The sequence below is a fragment of the Hafnia sp. genome, assembly GCF_036648275.1.
GTDB lineage: Bacteria > Pseudomonadota > Gammaproteobacteria > Enterobacterales > Enterobacteriaceae > Hafnia > Hafnia alvei.
On the sequence record NZ_JAVXIQ010000008.1, the window covers coordinates 93,394 to 111,609 of the forward strand.

General features: G+C 49.5%; 12 protein-coding genes. 7 read left to right on the top strand and 5 right to left on the bottom strand.

Going from position 1 to position 18,216, the window contains the following annotated elements:
* Positions 1-642 precede the first annotated feature (642 nt).
* The 3 genes from RSC70_RS09890 to RSC70_RS09900 form a co-directional block, all read right to left on the bottom strand.
* The gene (locus RSC70_RS09890) at positions 643-1,593 is read right to left on the bottom strand and encodes a glycoside hydrolase family 43 protein (RefSeq protein WP_332542324.1); all 951 of its coding nucleotides are present in this window, start codon (positions 1,591-1,593) and stop codon (positions 643-645) included.
* A gap of 25 nt (positions 1,594-1,618) precedes the next feature.
* Entirely contained in the window at positions 1,619-3,022 is a 1,404-nt protein-coding gene (locus RSC70_RS09895; RefSeq protein ID WP_040045369.1) for a glycoside-pentoside-hexuronide (GPH):cation symporter, read from the bottom strand.
* Between the two features lie 220 nt (positions 3,023-3,242).
* A complete protein-coding gene (locus RSC70_RS09900) occupies positions 3,243-4,640 on the bottom strand; it encodes an amino acid permease (protein WP_063586490.1) in 1,398 nt (465 codons plus the stop codon).
* Between the two features lie 867 nt (positions 4,641-5,507).
* On the opposite strand from RSC70_RS09900, the gene pdhR reads away from it, so the two are divergent.
* The 4 genes from pdhR (at position 5,508) to lpdA (ending at position 12,692) form a co-directional block, all read left to right on the top strand.
* Positions 5,508-6,272, top strand: coding sequence for a pyruvate dehydrogenase complex transcriptional repressor PdhR (gene pdhR / locus RSC70_RS09905; protein WP_025800338.1), 765 nt, complete (start codon positions 5,508-5,510; stop codon positions 6,270-6,272).
* Between the two features lie 161 nt (positions 6,273-6,433).
* Positions 6,434-9,097, top strand: a complete 2,664-nt coding sequence (gene aceE / locus RSC70_RS09910; protein ID WP_025800337.1) for a pyruvate dehydrogenase (acetyl-transferring), homodimeric type — start codon at positions 6,434-6,436, stop codon at positions 9,095-9,097.
* Positions 9,098-9,110: 13 nt separating this feature from the next.
* Positions 9,111-10,976: a pyruvate dehydrogenase complex dihydrolipoyllysine-residue acetyltransferase gene (gene aceF / locus RSC70_RS09915; protein ID WP_332542325.1), complete on the top strand. Its 1,866-nt coding sequence runs from the start codon at positions 9,111-9,113 to the stop codon at positions 10,974-10,976.
* Positions 10,977-11,267: 291 nt separating this feature from the next.
* The gene (lpdA, locus tag RSC70_RS09920) at positions 11,268-12,692 is read left to right on the top strand and encodes a dihydrolipoyl dehydrogenase (protein ID WP_025800335.1); all 1,425 of its coding nucleotides are present in this window, start codon (positions 11,268-11,270) and stop codon (positions 12,690-12,692) included.
* Positions 12,693-12,775: 83 nt separating this feature from the next.
* Here lpdA and RSC70_RS09925 read toward each other — a convergent pair whose 3' ends face one another.
* Positions 12,776-13,033, bottom strand: a complete 258-nt coding sequence (locus RSC70_RS09925) for a hypothetical protein (protein WP_025800334.1) — start codon at positions 13,031-13,033, stop codon at positions 12,776-12,778.
* Between the two features lie 532 nt (positions 13,034-13,565).
* On the opposite strand from RSC70_RS09925, the gene acnB reads away from it, so the two are divergent.
* The 3 genes from acnB (at position 13,566) to yacL (ending at position 17,540) form a co-directional block, all read left to right on the top strand.
* On the top strand, positions 13,566-16,163 hold the full coding sequence (gene acnB, locus RSC70_RS09930) for a bifunctional aconitate hydratase 2/2-methylisocitrate dehydratase (RefSeq protein ID WP_025800333.1): 2,598 nt from the start codon (positions 13,566-13,568) through the stop codon (positions 16,161-16,163).
* 163 nt (positions 16,164-16,326) lie between these two features.
* On the top strand, positions 16,327-16,980 hold the full coding sequence (locus RSC70_RS09935; RefSeq protein ID WP_332542326.1) for a tellurite resistance TerB family protein: 654 nt from the start codon (positions 16,327-16,329) through the stop codon (positions 16,978-16,980).
* Positions 16,981-17,174: 194 nt separating this feature from the next.
* Positions 17,175-17,540 (top strand): protein YacL, encoded by a 366-nt coding sequence (gene yacL, locus RSC70_RS09940; RefSeq protein WP_025800332.1) that lies wholly within the window; start codon positions 17,175-17,177, stop codon positions 17,538-17,540.
* Between the two features lie 86 nt (positions 17,541-17,626).
* Here the strand turns inward: yacL and RSC70_RS09945 are convergent, their stop codons facing one another.
* Positions 17,627-17,974 (bottom strand): YacC family pilotin-like protein, encoded by a 348-nt coding sequence (locus RSC70_RS09945; RefSeq protein WP_025800331.1) that lies wholly within the window; start codon positions 17,972-17,974, stop codon positions 17,627-17,629.
* Positions 17,975-18,216 lie beyond the last annotated feature (242 nt).

Below are 18,216 nucleotides of genomic sequence, written 5' to 3' on the forward strand. Positions count from 1 at the left end.
GTGCGCCATTCTATGTTAGGTCTGTGAAAGGTTTCGTCCGCCAGTGAACATGAGCATTTCCATGAAACTAATGGCGTAGGCGTCCGATGAGAGCCCCATTGCGCGGGGGCTCTCAACTCGCGCGCTTTTATCCGAGACGCCATCTCCGCGCCGGGTCGGCATGCGCCATCCTTGGCGCCTCCTCCCCTAGTGGAAACATCCTGTTTCCACTGCTCTCACTGCCTAAACTTAAACAAGAAATCAGATAGAGTTTTGTCTTTTGTCTTTTGTCTTTTGTCTTTTGTCTTTTGGTGTTTTCCGGCACGTTGTTCTTCAGCTGAATGGAGGAATGTAGGCTAGGATTTGCCGACTGGACGTCGGCAAAAGAACGACGGAGGCATGGATGCCGATTGTCGTTCGTTCCGTTAAAGCCGGAATGACGCAATGAAGGAACCCGCGTAGCGGGCTGGAGAACGGTGCCAAGCCCGGATGCAAGGCGGCGGCGATTGAGCCGCCTTGCTCGGACGCCTGCACAATGTCTATGTAAAACTCGGTGTATTTGGCGTACGAAACCTTTCACAGTTCTAATATATACACATACAGTACTGGCAGACGAAACCTTTCACTGTAATTTCACTTGAATCGCCCCCCCCAGATACCCTCCTACCTATTATCCCCTAACGGCTCCCCAAACACCGGCATCCCTTGCTCATCCCACTCAAAGATTTTGATACGCGTGTGGCGGTTGGGGTCATACAGCGGATCGCCTTCGATTTCAGTGTAATTACGGGCGTGGTAAACCAGTACGTCGTCCCCCTCTTTGGTTTGCGTAAAACTGTTATGCCCCGGACCAAATTGGCGGTTATGGCGTGCCGTACCAAATACGGGATTTTGCATTTTATGCCATTGAGAGGCGTCTAGAATATCGGCGCCGTCTTTCGCCCATAGCAGCCCCATACAATAGTTTTCATCGGTGGCGCTGGCGGAGTAAGTGATAAAAATTCTTCCCCCACGACGAATGACCGCAGGCCCTTCGTTGACCCAAAAACCGCGCGTTTCCCATTCCAGTTCAGGTTTGCTCAGCATCACTGGTTGGCCTTTTATCGTCCATGCGTTTTCAAGTTCAGCGAGGTAAAGATTAGAGTTGCCGTAAACCTCAGGATCTTTTTGCGCCCAAAGGTAATAGCGCTTACCTTGATATTCGAAGCTGGTGGCGTCGAGTGAGAACGTATCCAGCGGCGTGATGACTCTGCCGCGCTCAACCCAGTTTCCGCTTAGCGGATCGGCGGAATCGCAGGTTAGGGCGAACATACGGTGTTGGAATAAGCCTTCTTTAATCTCCGGAGCATGCGCGGCGGCAAAATAAATCACCCATTGCCCATTGAAGAAATGCAGCTCTGGTGCCCAAATCAGGTGGCTCATTGGGCCATTTTCGGGCTTGCGCCAAACAGTCACGGGTTTCGCGTCGGTCAACTGCTCTAGCGTTTGGGCACGACGTAGCTCTAAGCGATCGTATTCGGGCACCGAAGCGATGAAGTAATACCAACCATCCTGATGCAAATGAATATAGGGATCGGCGCGCTGTTCAATCAGCGGGTTAGGAAAAACGATCATTTATAGCTCCCTGATATCTCATGGATTAAACGGTATGTGGCTTCGCCTGTTTGGCATCGATAAGCGCATTGAGCTCTTGATAGTTTTCACGGCGTTTAGCCAGATCGCTCTGAATTTGAATCATCATATTGCGATCAACTTTCAATAGGCGCACAACGCCTGCGGTAATCAAATAGCCAATCCCTGGAATAATGGTGAAAAGCAGAATAATGCCGCCCACTGCGCTGTCGCTCTGGCGTGCAGCACCAGCGTCGTAGCCGTAAGCTGAAAGTAAGAATCCCACCATCGCACCTGCCACGGCTAAGCCAACTTTGAGGAAGAACAGGTTGCCTGAGAAGCTGATCCCAGTGCTGCGCTTACCGGTTTTCCATTCGCCGTAGTCGTCAACGTCGGCCATCAGCGACCAATGTAGCGGGGAAGGGAGCTGGTGCAGAATATTGAGCAAGAAATAGAGCACTAGAACCAGAGTGGTCGCATGTGGATTTACCCAATAGAAGCCACAGGAGAAGAGTGCGAGCACGATATTGGTCCAGAAGAAGACCTTAAGTTTGCAGTAGCGATCGGTTAACGGCTTCGCCAACGCACTGCCGAACATCATGCCAATCACGCCTAAGCTGATAAACAGGGTGGCGAAATGCGTGCTTTTTTCCATTACCCACACCACGTAATACATGGTTGCGGCCATGCGAATAAAGCCAGGGCAGACGTTGCAGAACGTGAGTAGCAGAATGCGTACCCATTGATCGTTTTTCCATACGTCGCGTAAATCCTGCTTCAGCGCATCATTACTCGGAACAGCAGGTTTTATACGCTCGCGAACGGTGGCAAAGCAGAACAGAAACATGAAGAGGCCGATCAGCGCCAGTACGCCCATCGCCATCTGATAGCCTTTCGCTTTATCTTCGCCGCCAAACCAATCCGCCATCGGCAGAAGGGTAGAAGACAAAATCAAGGTGGCGATCCCAACCATGATGAAACGGTAAGACTGGCAGGAAACGCGCTCTTTAGGATCGGCGGTGATAACGCCGCCTAGCGAGCAATAAGGAATATTGATGGCGGTGTAGGTCAGTGACATCAGGAAGTAGGTCACGAACGCATAGATAACTTTGCTGTTATAGGTCCATTCTGGCGTGGTAAACATCAATACGCTGAAAATGACGTAAGGGAATGATACCCAGAGCAGATAAGGCCGAAAACGCCCCCAGCGGGTTTGAGTGCGGTCGGCAATGGCGCCCATAATCGGGTCGGTAACGGCATCCAAAACACGCACCGAGAGGAGCAACACGCCAACTAATGCGGGAGCTAAACCAAAGATATCGGTGTAGAAATAGCTCAGGAACATCATGATGGCACCGCCGATCATGTTGCAACCAGCATCTCCCATTCCATACCCGATCTTTTCTTTTACCGAGAGCTTGTTTTCATTCATGGCTAACATCCTCACATAGAAATTATTTAGCTATCTTGATGAGGATTATGTGCTCGAATACCTTGATTCTATGGGTAAAGGTTTAGCTGGCGAGATGGATAAATGTGCTACTGACTTGGAACTGTGAACGGGGTAACAATTTTCGCTTTCGTAAAGAAAGCGCATCATAAAAATAAAGCCTCCGATATGCGGAGGCTTTAAGAATATTAACGAAAATCGCTTACGAGTGGCTGGATACGCTATTCGTATTGCGTTGGTTCCGCTGTTTTATGGCGTAGCCAATACCGAGAATAATCAGCCATACCGGTATCAGCAGCACTGAAATCTGAATACCCGGCGTAAAGTACATGATGACTAAGATCCCGCACAGGAATGCTAAGCACAGATAGTTGCCGAACGGATACCAAAACGCCTGAAACTTAGGTACCACGCCTTCTCGATTTTTAGCCGCACGGAAACGCAGATGCGCTAAGCTAATCATCGCCCAGTTGATCACCAAGGCAGAAACGACCAGCGCCATCAGCAGCTCAAAGGCTTTGCCAGGCATGACGTAGTTAATCAGCACGCACAGCAGAGTGGCGGCTGCCGATAGCCCAATCGCTACGACGGGAACACCGCGCCCATCAACTTTCAGTAACGCTTTCGGCCCGTTGCCCTGCTTAGCTAAACCAAACAACATACGGCTGTTGCAATACACGCAGCTGTTATAAACCGATAGCGCAGCGGTCAACACCACGATATTCAGGATGGTGGCGACAACGTTGCTGTCTAATTCGTGGAAAATCATCACGAATGGACTGCCGCCTTCCACTACTTTGCCCCACGGATAAAGTGACAGCAGGATGGACAGAGAGCCAATATAGAAAAGCAGGATACGGTAAATAACCTGATTTGTGGCTTTAGGAATGCTTTTCTCTGGGTTATCGGCTTCGGCTGCGGTAATGCCAACCAGTTCTAACCCACCGAATGAGAACATGATAACGGCCATTGCCATCACCAGACCCATCGTGCCGTTAGGGAAGAATCCACCTTGCTCCCACAGATTCGTCACGCTGGCTTCTGGCCCTGCGTGTCCGCTCAGTAAGAGCCATGCGCCGAACACAATCATGCCGATAATGGCGACGACTTTGATAATGGCAAACCAAAATTCCATTTCACCGTAGACTTTGACGTTCGCTAGGTTTATGGCGTTAATCGCAAGGAAGAAGACGGCCGCAGAAACCCATGTAGGGATATCAGGGAACCAGTACTGAACATAAATGCCGACGGCGGTGAGCTCTGCCATCGCCACGAGCACGTAAAGAACCCAATAGTTCCAGCCCGAAGCAAAACCTGCAAAGTTCCCCCAGTATTTAAAGGCAAAGTGGCTAAAAGACCCTGCTACAGGCTCTTCAACCACCATTTCACCCAATTGACGCATTATCAGGAACGCTATAAAACCACCAATTGCGTAGCCCAAAATAACGGAAGGGCCCGCCATTTTGATGGTTTGTGCAATACCTAAAAACAGTCCGGTGCCGATGGCACCACCCAGAGCAATCAGCTGAATATGGCGATTTTTCAATCCCCTTTTCAATTGGTCACCGTGAGGCTGAGCGCGATGCTGCTGATCACTCATGTCTTTCATCCTCTAAATACGCCGGCCGAAAACGGCCTCTGGCTCACAGTTACTGTCATTTGTAATTATAAAAATACGAAATGCGTAATTTATTGTTTACATGGAATGCCAATTTGATTTGTTTTATTGGCTACCAATGACTTGAGAATAATGATAAGTGAAAGAAATTGCACCACATTTATAATGTTAAATACCGATATAGATCACAGAGAGAGCTCAATGATTTTTTGCTCATTCATTCAGAGAAAATGAGCATTGTTTATAAAATAGACGCTTTGAGCGAAATTGGCGAAAGAGACGAAAAAAAAGCAAAATTTTACAAAATGAAGCGCCGTCGGTGGAGGTACTTCTTTTGGAGGACGAGGAGAATTGTCGATTGGACAAATTTCATTCTGGCTGAGCGAGCGGGTTTGATAAACACCGTATAGCCGTTACTTCTTTACCTAATTTTACCTACCGCACGTAACATATTTATCTTCAAGCAATTAGCATTGTTAATACATCTAGCGATTAAATAATTATTCACTAATTTGCATTATTATGCGAATTTCGCACTGCTTTCACGCTTCAGCTTGAGTGCCTTTTAGTTTCAATAAAGTTAAAATACTTTCTCGCCTCGTAAATGGTATTACCACGTTACAGTTATAGTATTGCTGTGTTGTTTGAGTGACTTTGTTAAAAAATGCTCGCTTTCATGATTTCAATCAAAGCCTGTATGGACAGCAGGTGAATACTTTGTTACTTTAGCGTCACGTTTTTGAAATTGGTATTACCAATTGACTTTGCGCCACTCGCAGAGATTTTAAGCGGCTCGCGAACAAAATAACGTTAATAAGAAGAAGCACTCGCAGAGAAGAAAAGAGCGACATGGCCTACAGCAAAATTCGTCAACCGAAACTATCAGATGTCATCGAACAGCAACTGGAATATCTGATTCTGGAAGGCACGCTGCGCCCAGGAGAAAAACTTCTTCCCGAGCGTGAGCTGGCGAAACAGTTTGATGTGTCTCGACCTTCTTTAAGAGAAGCGATACAGCGGCTAGAAGCAAAAGGATTGCTGTTGCGTCGTCAGGGAGGCGGTACTTTCGTTCAAACCAACCTCTGGCAAAGTTTTAGCGATCCCTTGGCTGAACTGCTGGCAGACCATCCAGAATCACAATTCGATTTGCTTGAAACCCGTCATGCGCTTGAAGGTATTGCTGCTTATTACGCAGCACTGCGTGGCACAGACGAAGATTTAACCCGTATTCGCACCTGCCATCTGGTTATCCAAGAGGCGCAGGAAAGCGGCGATTTAGACGCTGAAGCGGATGCGGTTATGCAGTATCAGGTCGCGGTGACCGAAGCTGCACATAACGTGGTTCTTCTGCATTTGTTGCGCTGCATGGCGCCGATGCTGGAGCAAAACGTGAAACAGAACTTTGAGTTGCTTTACTCGCGCCGTGAAATGTTGGCCAAGGTAAACGACCATCGTGCCAGCATTTTTGAGGCGATTGTGGCACGCGAGCCAGAGAAAGCTCGTGAAGCATCGCACCGCCATCTGGCATTTATTGAGGATATCTTGTTGGAACTCAATCGTGAGCATAGCCGCCGTGAGCGGTCGCTGCGCAGACTCCAGCAACGCAAGGATTAAAAACGGATTGTGAAAGCTTAGCCCTTTGATAATCCGTTTTATTGCAACACCACTAGGCAACTAAACCCTGATTGGGCCTGTCTTCGTGTTTTTTCCCGACATGAAGAAAACACACGAAGACAGGCTCCTGACAAACCATTAGACAGATAAGGAATACCACCATGTCAGAACGTTTAAACAATGACGTGGACCCGATCGAAACCCGCGACTGGCTGCAGGCGATCGAATCGGTCATCCGTGAAGAAGGTGTAGAGCGCGCTCAGTACCTGATTGATCAAGTATTGGGTGAAGCCCGTAAAGGTGGAGTCAATCTGCCTACCGGAGCGACCAGCCGCAACTACGTCAATACCATCGCGGTAGAAGACGAACCTGCGTACCCAGGTAATCTGGAGCTGGAACGCCGCATCCGTTCAGCGATTCGTTGGAACGCGGTCATGACTGTTCTGCGTGCATCGAAAAAGGATCTGGAGCTGGGTGGCCACATGGCTTCTTTCCAGTCTTCCGCAACGGTATACGAAGTCTGCTTTAACCACTTCTTCCGCGCTCGTAACCAGAAAGACGGCGGCGACTTGGTGTACTTCCAGGGCCACATTTCTCCGGGCGTTTACGCTCGTGCCTTCCTTGAAGGCCGTTTGACCGAAGAACAGATGAACAACTTCCGTCAGGAAGTTCACGGTAAAGGCCTGTCCTCTTACCCGCATCCTAAACTGATGCCTGAATTCTGGCAGTTCCCAACTGTATCAATGGGTCTGGGCCCAATCGGTGCAATCTATCAGGCTAAATTCCTGAAATATCTGGAACACCGTGGCCTGAAAGATACCTCTGAACAAACCGTTTACGCTTTCTTGGGCGACGGTGAGATGGATGAGCCAGAATCTAAAGGTGCGATCACTATCGCAACGCGTGAAAAACTGGACAACCTGTGCTTCATCATCAACTGTAACCTGCAACGTCTGGATGGCCCAGTCACCGGTAACGGCAAAATCGTTAACGAACTGGAAGGCATCTTCGCAGGCGCTGGCTGGAACGTGATTAAGGTTATCTGGGGTAGCCGTTGGGATGAGCTGCTGCGTAAAGATACCAGCGGTAAACTGATTCAGCTGATGAACGAAACGCTGGACGGCGACTACCAGACCTTCAAATCCAAAGACGGCGCTTATGTTCGTGAGCACTTCTTCGGTCGTTACCCTGAAACCGCCGCTCTGGTTAAAGACATGAGCGATGACGAAATCTGGGCATTGAACCGTGGCGGCCACGATCCTAAGAAAGTCTACGCTGCACTGAAAAAAGCGAAAGATACCAAAGGCCAAGCGACCGTTATTCTTGCCCACACCGTTAAAGGTTATGGCATGGGTGACACCGCCGAAGGTAAGAACATCGCTCACCAGGTTAAGAAAATGAACATGGACGGCGTGCGCCAGTTCCGTGATCGTTTCAACGTACCTGTGGCTGATTCTGAAATCGAAAAACTGCCATACGTGACGTTTGATAAAGATTCTGAAGAGTCCAAGTACCTGCACGAACGCCGTCAGGCGCTGCAAGGCTACCTGCCAACTCGTCTGACTCACTTCACCGAGAAACTGGAAATGCCTGCGCTGTCAGACTTCGGTTCTCTGTTGGAAGAGCAGAACAAAGAAATTTCTACCACCATCGCTTTCGTTCGTGCCCTGAACGTGATGCTGAAGAACAAGTCGATCAAAGATCGTCTGGTGCCGATCATCGCCGACGAAGCGCGTACTTTCGGTATGGAAGGTCTGTTCCGTCAGATCGGTATTTACAGCCCGAACGGCCAGCAGTACACCCCGCAGGACCGTGAGCAGGTTGCTTACTACAAAGAAGACGAAAAAGGTCAGATCCTGCAGGAAGGTATCAACGAACTGGGTGCAGCATCATCTTGGCTGGCGGCGGCAACGTCTTACAGCACCAACGATCTGCCAATGATTCCGTTCTACATCTACTACTCCATGTTCGGTTTCCAGCGTATCGGCGACCTGTGCTGGGCAGCGGGTGACCAACAGGCTCGTGGCTTCCTGATCGGTGGTACTTCAGGTCGTACAACCTTGAACGGTGAAGGTCTGCAGCACGAAGATGGCCATAGCCACATTCAGTCTCTGACTATCCCGAACTGTATCTCTTACGATCCAGCATACGCTTACGAAGTAGCAGTCATCATGCATGACGGCTTGGAGCGCATGTACGGTGAAGCACAAGAAAACGTTTACTACTACATCACTACGCTGAACGAAAACTACCACATGCCGGCAATGCCGCAGGGTGCAGAAGAAGGTATCCGTAAAGGTATCTACAAACTGGAAACTCTGGAAGGTAGCAAAGGTAAGGTTCAGCTGCTGGGTTCAGGTTCTATCCTGCGTCACGTTCGTGAAGCGGCTAAGATCCTGGCTGAAGAATACGGCGTGGGTTCTGATACCTACAGCGTAACTTCCTTCACCGAGTTGGCTCGTGATGGTCAGGACTGTGAGCGTTGGAACATGCTGCACCCAACCGAAACTCCACGTGTACCGTACATCGCTCAGGTGATGAACGATGCGCCAGCGGTTGCGTCTACCGACTACATGAAGCTGTTCGCAGAACAGGTTCGTACTTACGTTCCAGCCAGCGATTATCGCGTACTGGGTACTGACGGCTTTGGTCGTTCAGACAGCCGCGAAAACCTGCGTCACCACTTTGAAGTTGATGCTTCTTACGTTGTGGTTGCTGCACTGGGTGAACTGGCTAAACGCGGTGAAATCGAAGCTTCTGTGGTTGCTGATGCAATTAAGAAATTCGACATCAACCCAGAAAAAGTTAACCCGCGTCTGGCATAAGAGGTACAGAAGAATGTCTATCGAAATTAATGTACCGGACATCGGTGCTGATGAAGTTGAAGTCACCGAAGTGATGGTGAAAGTGGGCGATAAAGTGGAAGCAGAACAGTCTTTGATCACCGTTGAAGGTGACAAGGCTTCCATGGAAGTCCCATCGCCGCAGGCCGGTGTGGTTAAAGAAATCAAAGTTTCCGTGGGCGACAAAGTCGAAACCGGCAAACTGATCATGATCTTTGAAGCCGAAGGTGCAGCAGCTGCACCTGCTAAAGCAGAAGAGAAACCAGCGGCCGCACCTGCTCCGGCAGCCGCCGCTGCCGCAAAAGATGTTGAAGTTCCAGACATCGGCGCCGACGAAGTTGAAGTCACCGAAGTGATGGTGAAAGTGGGCGATACCGTTGAAGCTGAACAGTCTCTGATCACCGTAGAAGGCGACAAAGCCTCTATGGAAGTTCCTGCACCGTTTGCGGGCGTGGTTAAAGAGATCAAGATTGCGACCGGTGACAAAGTGAAAACTGGCTCACTGATCATGGTCTTCGAAGTGGCTGGCGCTGCGCCTGCCGCTTCTGCACCAGCACAGTCAGCGGCTCCAGCTGCTGCGGCAGCGGTTAAAGATGTTGAAGTTCCAGACATCGGCGGTGACGAAGTTGAAGTGACTGAAGTGATGGTAAAAGTGGGCGATAAAGTTGCCGCTGAACAATCACTGATTACCGTAGAAGGCGATAAAGCCTCTATGGAAGTCCCAGCTCCGTTCGCGGGTGTGGTTAAAGAAATCAAGATCGCGACCGGCGACAAAGTAAAAACCGGTTCACTGATCATGACCTTTGAAGTAGAAGGCGCGGCTCCTGCAGCTGCACCAGCTGCTAAACAGGACGCTGCTCCGGCTAAACAGGAGCAGAAAGCTGCCCCTGCGCCAGCGGCTAAAGCTGAATCGAAGGGCGAGTTTGCTGAAAACGACGCTTATGTTCACGCAACGCCGGTTATCCGTCGCTTAGCGCGTGAATTCGGTGTGAACCTGGCGAAAGTCAAAGGTTCTGGCCGTAAAGGTCGTATCCTGCGCGAAGACGTTCAGGCTTATGTGAAAGATGCTGTTAAACGCGCTGAATCTGCTCCGGCAGCGGCTGCGGGTGGCGGTATTCCGGGCATGCTGCCTTGGCCGAAAGTTGACTTCAGCAAGTTCGGTGAAATCGAAGAAGTTGAATTGGGTCGTATCCAGAAAATCTCTGGTGCTAACCTGAGCCGTAACTGGGTGATGATCCCGCACGTTACTCACTTCGACAAGACCGATATCACCGATCTGGAAGCGTTCCGTAAACAGCAGAACGCCGAAGCTGAGAAACGTAAACTGGACGTGAAATTCACCCCAGTGGTCTTCATCATGAAAGCCGTTGCGGCAGCGCTTGAGCAGATGCCACGTTTCAACAGCTCTCTGTCTGAAGATGCGCAGCGCCTGACGCTGAAGAAATACATCAACATCGGTGTTGCGGTTGATACGCCAAATGGTCTGGTTGTTCCTGTCTTCAAAGACGTTAACAAGAAGAGCATTACTGAGCTGTCTCGTGAACTGACGGTGATCTCTAAGAAAGCGCGTGATGGCAAGCTAACGGCTGGCGAAATGCAGGGCGGTTGCTTCACCATCTCTAGCATCGGTGGCTTGGGTACAACCCACTTCGCGCCGATTGTTAACGCGCCTGAAGTCGCTATCTTGGGTGTTTCTAAATCAGCGATTGAGCCGGTATGGAATGGTAAAGAGTTTATGCCGCGTCTGATGATGCCGATTTCTCTTTCCTTCGACCACCGCGTGATTGACGGTGCTGATGGTGCTCGCTTTATCACCATCATCAATAACATGCTGTCAGACATTCGTCGCCTAGTGATGTAACCCCAAAAGCCGGCCAAACGGCCGGCTTTTTTCTTCAAGTGCGCCAATGCTGGTGCTAATACGGTTCAGCATTGGATAGTGAGACTTTCGTCACCCGATCAAAGCTTTACAGAATTGTTAACATTTTTGTAAACTATGGGCAGTACGAGCGTCCCGGTGGTAGATGGGCGTTATGAATGACTCTCCTCTTTCCTTTGGAAATAAAGGTTGTGAGCCAAACAATGACGTTGGCAGTGATGTTATCAATGTGGATGATGTCGCACCCGCCGGACAAACAATAAAGAGGTCATGATGAGTACTGAAATTAAAACTCAGGTCGTGGTACTTGGGGCGGGCCCTGCAGGTTACTCTGCGGCTTTCCGTTGCGCGGATTTAGGTCTAGAAACCATCATCGTTGAACGTTACTCCACCTTGGGTGGCGTATGTTTAAACGTCGGTTGTATCCCTTCTAAGGCTTTGCTGCACGTCGCTAAAGTGATTGAAGAAGCCAAAGCCTTAGCAGAGCACGGCATCGTTTTCGGTGAGCCGAAAACTGACATCGATAAAGTTCGTGTCTGGAAAGAAAAAGTTATCACTCAGCTGACCGGCGGTCTGGCTGGGATGGCAAAAGGCCGTAAAGTGAAAGTGGTTAACGGTCTGGGCAAATTCACCGGTGCTAACACACTGGAAGTTGAAGGCGAAAACGGCACGACCGTGATTAACTTCGACAACGCGATTATCGCTGCGGGCTCTCGTCCAATTCAGCTGCCGTTCATTCCACATGAAGATCCACGCGTTTGGGATTCAACCGATGCGCTGGCGCTGAAATCAGTTCCAGAACGTCTGCTGGTCATGGGCGGTGGTATTATCGGTCTGGAAATGGGTACCGTTTACCACGCGCTGGGTTCTCAGATTGACGTTGTTGAAATGTTTGATCAGGTTATCCCTGCCGCTGACAAAGACGTGGTGAAAGTTTTCACCAAGCGTATCAGCAAGCAATTTAACCTGATGTTGGAAACCAAAGTGACCGCGGTAGAAGCCAAAGAAGATGGTATCTACGTCACGATGGAAGGCAAAAAAGCACCAGCAGAACCACAGCGTTACGACGCGGTTCTGGTTGCTATCGGTCGTGTACCAAACGGTAAACTGCTGGAAGCGGGCAAAGCTGGTGTGGAAGTTGACGAACGTGGCTTTATCCACGTCGACAAACAGCTGCGTACCAACGTACCGCACATCTTTGCTATCGGCGACATCGTTGGTCAGCCAATGCTGGCACACAAAGGTGTTCACGAAGGTCACGTTGCCGCTGAAGTTATCGCGGGCATGAAGCACTACTTCGATCCTAAGGTTATTCCTTCTATTGCTTATACTGAGCCAGAAGTTGCCTGGGTAGGTCTGACCGAGAAAGAAGCGAAAGAAAAAGGCATCAGCTATGAAACTTCCACTTTCCCGTGGGCTGCTTCAGGCCGTGCTATAGCTTCTGACTGTGCAGACGGTATGACCAAACTGATCTTCGACAAAGAAACTCACCGCATCATCGGTGGTGCCATTGTCGGTACTAACGGCGGCGAGCTGTTAGGAGAAATCGGTCTGGCAATCGAGATGGGTTGTGACGCTGAAGATATCGCGCTGACTATCCATGCTCACCCAACGCTGCATGAATCCGTTGGTTTGGCCGCAGAGATCTACGAAGGTAGCATCACTGACCTGCCGAACCCGAAAGCGAAGAAGAAGTAATTTTTTCGCAGAGTAAGCAGAGATGCAAAACGGCTCCCTAGGGAGCCGTTTTTTTATGTCATTTTCACCGGCTACTCACGCTGTTAATCGTCTTTAAATCCAATAAAAAAGGCGATGGTGAACAGCAATACCCCAATCAAAAGCGCAAACAGGAAGAAATTCATTCCCCAAATCATGGGACCATTGTCGAGGTCTGTGCGGGCGAGATCGTTTCCGTTGAGTACCAGATACTGTGACTGGGTATTGTCGATCAGGAAGAACAGCGCTGCGACGGCCAATAAAACAGAGGCAATCTGTAGCACTGTAAGATAAAAACTTTTCGACTTCCTTTTAAGTATCATTCCGCATCCTGCATCTACTCGTGGTGATAGTGGATCATAGCGAAAAAAACCGCGCTTAGATCCTAGAACAGATCAAGATTTATCAGTTTTCGACATTTAATACTGTTACAGAACGATACCAATTTGCATTATGCGCTATTTATGTTGCTTTTATGTGAACAGTTTAACAACCGAGTTAAATCCTGATATGCTGGACGGGCATAACCGGGTACTCTACTTATGAAGACCTTGTAACTTGAAAGGTTTTATCCCCGTCATACTTCAAGCTGCTTATGCGTTGGCTGCACCCGCTCACCCTAGTCACTTACTTGAGTAAGTTCCTAGGGACTCACAGGTTTGCCGCCTTCAATCAGCTTGAATTATTTTGGGGGTACTTTCAGAGCGTGGGACAACGTTCTAAAGGCATCTTACTTACCCGTAACCCGGTGGTGGGTGTGTTCCGTAGTAGGCTTTTACACCGAATCGAGAACGTACTACGAAACACACCCTCTGCACACATAATGACTCCAACAATGAGAGCGAGGATAAAGTCGTGCTAAAAGAATATCGCGAGCACGTCGCTGAACGTGCGGCAGAAGGCGTGGTTCCTAAACCACTGGATGCGACGCAAATGGCTGGGTTGGTTGAGTTACTGAAATCGCCGCCCGCTGGTGAAGAAGAATTTCTGTTAGATTTGCTGATCAATCGTGTGCCACCGGGTGTTGATGAAGCCGCTTATGTTAAAGCGGGTTTTTTAGCCGCTGTTGCTAAAGGCGAAACGACCTCTCCTCTGGTTTCTCAAGAAAAAGCCGTTGAACTGCTCGGTACCATGCAGGGCGGTTACAATATCCATCCCCTGATTGATGCCCTTGATGATGCCAAACTGGCGCCTATCGCCGCTAAAGCGCTGTCTCATACGCTGCTGATGTTTGATAACTTCTATGATGTGGAAGAGAAAGCCAAAGCAGGCAACAAGCATGCGCAGCAGGTTTTACAATCGTGGGCAGATGCCGACTGGTATTTATCTCGCCCAGAACTGGCCGAGAAAATCACGGTCACCGTGTTTAAAGTGACCGGTGAAACCAACACCGACGATCTGTCTCCTGCGCCTGATGCGTGGTCTCGTCCCGATATTCCTCTGCACGCATTAGCGATGCTGAAAAACGAACGCGACGGCATTGTTCCCGATCAGCCAGGTAGCGTGGGTCCGATCAAACAAATTGAATTACTGAATAAAAAAGGTTTCCCGCTGGCCTACGTTGGCGACGTGGTCGGAACCGGTTCTTCGCGTAAGTCAGCAACTAACTCTGTGCTGTGGTTTATGGGGGACGACATTCCTCATGTGCCAAACAAGCGCGGTGGCGGTGTGGTTCTCGGCGGTAAAATCGCACCGATCTTCTTCAACACAATGGAAGATGCGGGTGCATTACCGATCGAAGTTGACGTTTCTAAGCTGAATATGGGCGATGTGATTGATATCTACCCGTACAAAGGCGAAGTGCGCAATCACGAAACGAATGAACTGCTGGAAAAATTCGAGCTGAAAACCGAAGTGCTTCTGGATGAAGTGCGTGCCGGTGGCCGTATTCCACTGATTATTGGCCGTGGTTTAACCACCAAGGCCCGTGAAGCATTGAATCTGCCACACAGCGAAGTTTTCCGTATTGCTAAACCCGTTGCTGCGAGTAACAAAGGTTTCTCTCTGGCGCAGAAAATGGTTGGGCGTGCTTGTGGCACCAAAGGCATTCGTCCGGGGCAGTATTGTGAGCCTAAGATGACGTCCGTGGGTTCGCAGGATACCACGGGGCCAATGACGCGCGATGAGCTGAAAGATTTGGCTTGTCTGGGCTTCTCGGCTGACTTAGTGATGCAGTCGTTCTGTCATACCGCGGCTTATCCTAAGCCGGTAGATGTGACCACGCACCATACTCTGCCTGATTTCATCATGAACCGCGGCGGTGTCTCTTTGCGTCCGGGCGATGGCATTATTCACTCATGGCTGAACCGCATGCTGCTGCCTGATACCGTTGGTACCGGCGGTGACTCCCATACGCGTTTCCCTATCGGGATCTCTTTCCCGGCGGGTTCTGGTTTGGTGGCATTTGCCGCTGCAACCGGCGTAATGCCGTTGGATATGCCTGAATCTGTGCTGGTGCGCTTTAAAGGTAAAATGCAGCCGGGTATTACCCTGCGCGATTTGGTTCACGCCATTCCTTACTACGCAATTCAGCAGGGCCTACTGACGGTTGAGAAGAAAGGTAAGAAAAATATCTTCTCTGGTCGCATTCTGGAAATCGAAGGTTTGCCAGAGCTGAAAGTTGAGCAGGCGTTTGAGCTGGCTGATGCTTCAGCTGAGCGTTCTGCCGCGGGTTGTACGATCAAACTCGATAAAGCACCGATTACTGAATACCTGAGCTCCAACATCGTTCTGTTGAAATGGATGATCGCAGAAGGCTACGGCGATCGTCGCACCATTGAGCGCCGTATTCAGGGCATGGAGAAATGGCTGGCCGACCCACAACTGCTGGAAGGCGATGCGGATGCAGAATATGCGGCAGTGATCGACATCGATCTGGCTGATATCAAACAGCCAATTCTGTGTGCGCCAAACGATCCCGACGATGCGCGTTTGCTGTCTGACGTTGCCGGTGAGAAGATCGACGAGGTCTTTATCGGTTCGTGTATGACCAACATTGGTCACTTCCGTGCCGCGGGTAAGCTGTTGGATGGGCATAAAGGCCAACTGCCAACGCGTCTGTGGGTTGCACCGCCGACTAAGATGGATGCGGCTCAACTGACCGAAGAAGGCTACTACAGCATCTTTGGTAAGAGTGGTGCACGCGTTGAGATCCCTGGTTGTTCACTGTGCATGGGTAACCAAGCGCGCGTGGCCGACGGCGCAACGGTGGTATCGACTTCAACGCGTAACTTCCCGAACCGTTTGGGCACGGGAGCAAATGTGTATCTGGCCTCGGCCGAGTTGGCTGCGGTGGCTTCACTGTTAGGTCGCTTACCAAACCCAGAAGAGTATCAGCAATACATGGAACAGGTGGATAAAACGGCGGTCGACACCTACCGTTACCTGAACTTTGACAAGCTGGAACAGTACACTGAGAAAGCTGACGGCGTGATTTTCCAGACCGCGGTTTAGTTTTCAGATGTGATTGAATATCGAGGAGGCTTAGGCCTCCTTTTTTATCGACTATCCCCCAACTCACGCCATAAGCAAGTTTTCACTTCCCATACGTAAACTGACAGATAAATCCGTAATCTGCATGCAATAACATCAATAAATTGCGCCTATGGGGTGTGTCATGAAAAACAGTTGGATGCAGCAGATTCAATCTATGCTCGGTGATAAAACCAAGTCGATCGGCGGATCTGAAGGGTTTAGTAAATTATTAGCTCCGGCCGCGTTAGGCGGCTTGGTCGGTGTGCTGTTAGGCAACAAATCTACACGCAAAATTGCAGGTAAGTTCGGCAAAAACGCGCTGATTATTGGCGGTTCCGCCGCGGTAGGTGCGGTGTTGTGGAATAAATATAAACAACGAGTTAAAGAGACGCATCAGGACGAACCCCAGTTTGGCATGCGTACGTCGCCGATTGATGCGCGAACTAAGCGCCTGATTGAGGCTATCGTGTTTGCGGCAAAAAGCGATGGGCATGTGGATGATGCTGAGCGTCAGGCCATTGATAATAGCCTGCGTGAACTCGGTCTTGGCACCGAAGCAGAGCATTGGGTGCAAGAGGCATTGGCACAGCCGTTAAATCCAGCGTTGCTAGCGCAAGATATTAAGAATGAAGACGAGGCGCTTGAGGTTTATTACCTCAGCTGTGTAGTTATCGATATCGATCACTTTATGGAGCGTAGCTATCTGGATGCTTTAGCGCAGTCTCTGAAAATCCCTGCTGATGTGAAGCAAGGAATTGAGCACGATATTAGCGAGAAGAAACGCGAGCTTGCTTGACCCTTGACGCTATTTTTGCTGATATACCGCGCCGGTTTTCCAGTGAAAATCGGGCAGATAACGTAACGGAGGCCATGGCCTCCGTTTTATTTTTCCAGTTTGCGAGCCTCGACAGTGCAGCTACGCGATGGATGTTTACACTATAAGTAAGTCATCCCCAGAAAAAATCGGGGAAAGTCGCGGAGGGCTGAACGATGGATTATGAATTTCGCCATGATGTAACGGGGCAGGTTGTCGCCGTATTTTCGATGGGGCACGAGGTCGTTGGGCACTGGCTAAACGAGGAAGTTAAAGGCGATTTGGCTTTGCTGACTCAGGTTGAGCAGGCCGCGGCTGAAGTGAAAGGCAGCGAACGCCAGTGGCAGTTAACCGGGCACGAATACACCCTGTGGTTAGACGGTGAAGAAGTGATGGTTCGCGCTAATCAGATGGCGGTGGAAGGTGATGAAATGGAAGAGGGGATGAGTTACTACGATGAAGAAAGCCTCTCATTCTGTGGGTTAGAAGATTTTTTATTGGCGCTAGAAAAATATCGCGCTTTTATTGTTTCGACCCGCTAGTTCAGTTGAGACGCTGATTTTATTTTTTACTGATATATCAAACGGCAGATAAGCTCTGCCGTTTGAGTGGCTGCTTTGGCGATAGATTAGTTTGCGTAAGCGAGCAGGCTCAGAGAATCTCGGGCGAGATACTTGCACTTCGTTGCGGTGGGCATCGAAATTCGGCTGAGATCGTGATAGCTGTCTTCACCCAACGCTTTCATTTTCTTAGTGTTGTAGTTAGATAAATCCCATCCGTTACGATTGGCAAAAAAGACGATCGCTTTTTTGATTTGCGCATTAGGTAAATCGTTATAACCACAGTCATTTTTTAGAAATACGAAGATAGCGGTGAGATCGGCTAAATCTTCGGATTGCATATCATCAAGAGCCTGGCTGGCAGAGGTAAAACTCAGCAAACCTAAAAGCAAAAGCACCAGCGAGGTTTTTTTCATAAACAGATGCACATTATGTAGTTGTAGCTTGACGGTATCATATTTCAGCCCTGTTTCTACAGTGTTTCTTGCTCATTTCATCAATCAATTTTTGGAACCTACTTTCCATTAAATCAAGTGCTAGCTTGACTTTCCCCTTACTGGAAGGTCTACCCTAAAATGGCAATAGTTAACTGCAGCTAAACATTTCGTAGCTTCACGTATGAAGCTAAACACGTCTAAGTTTAACCGAGTCTACTCAC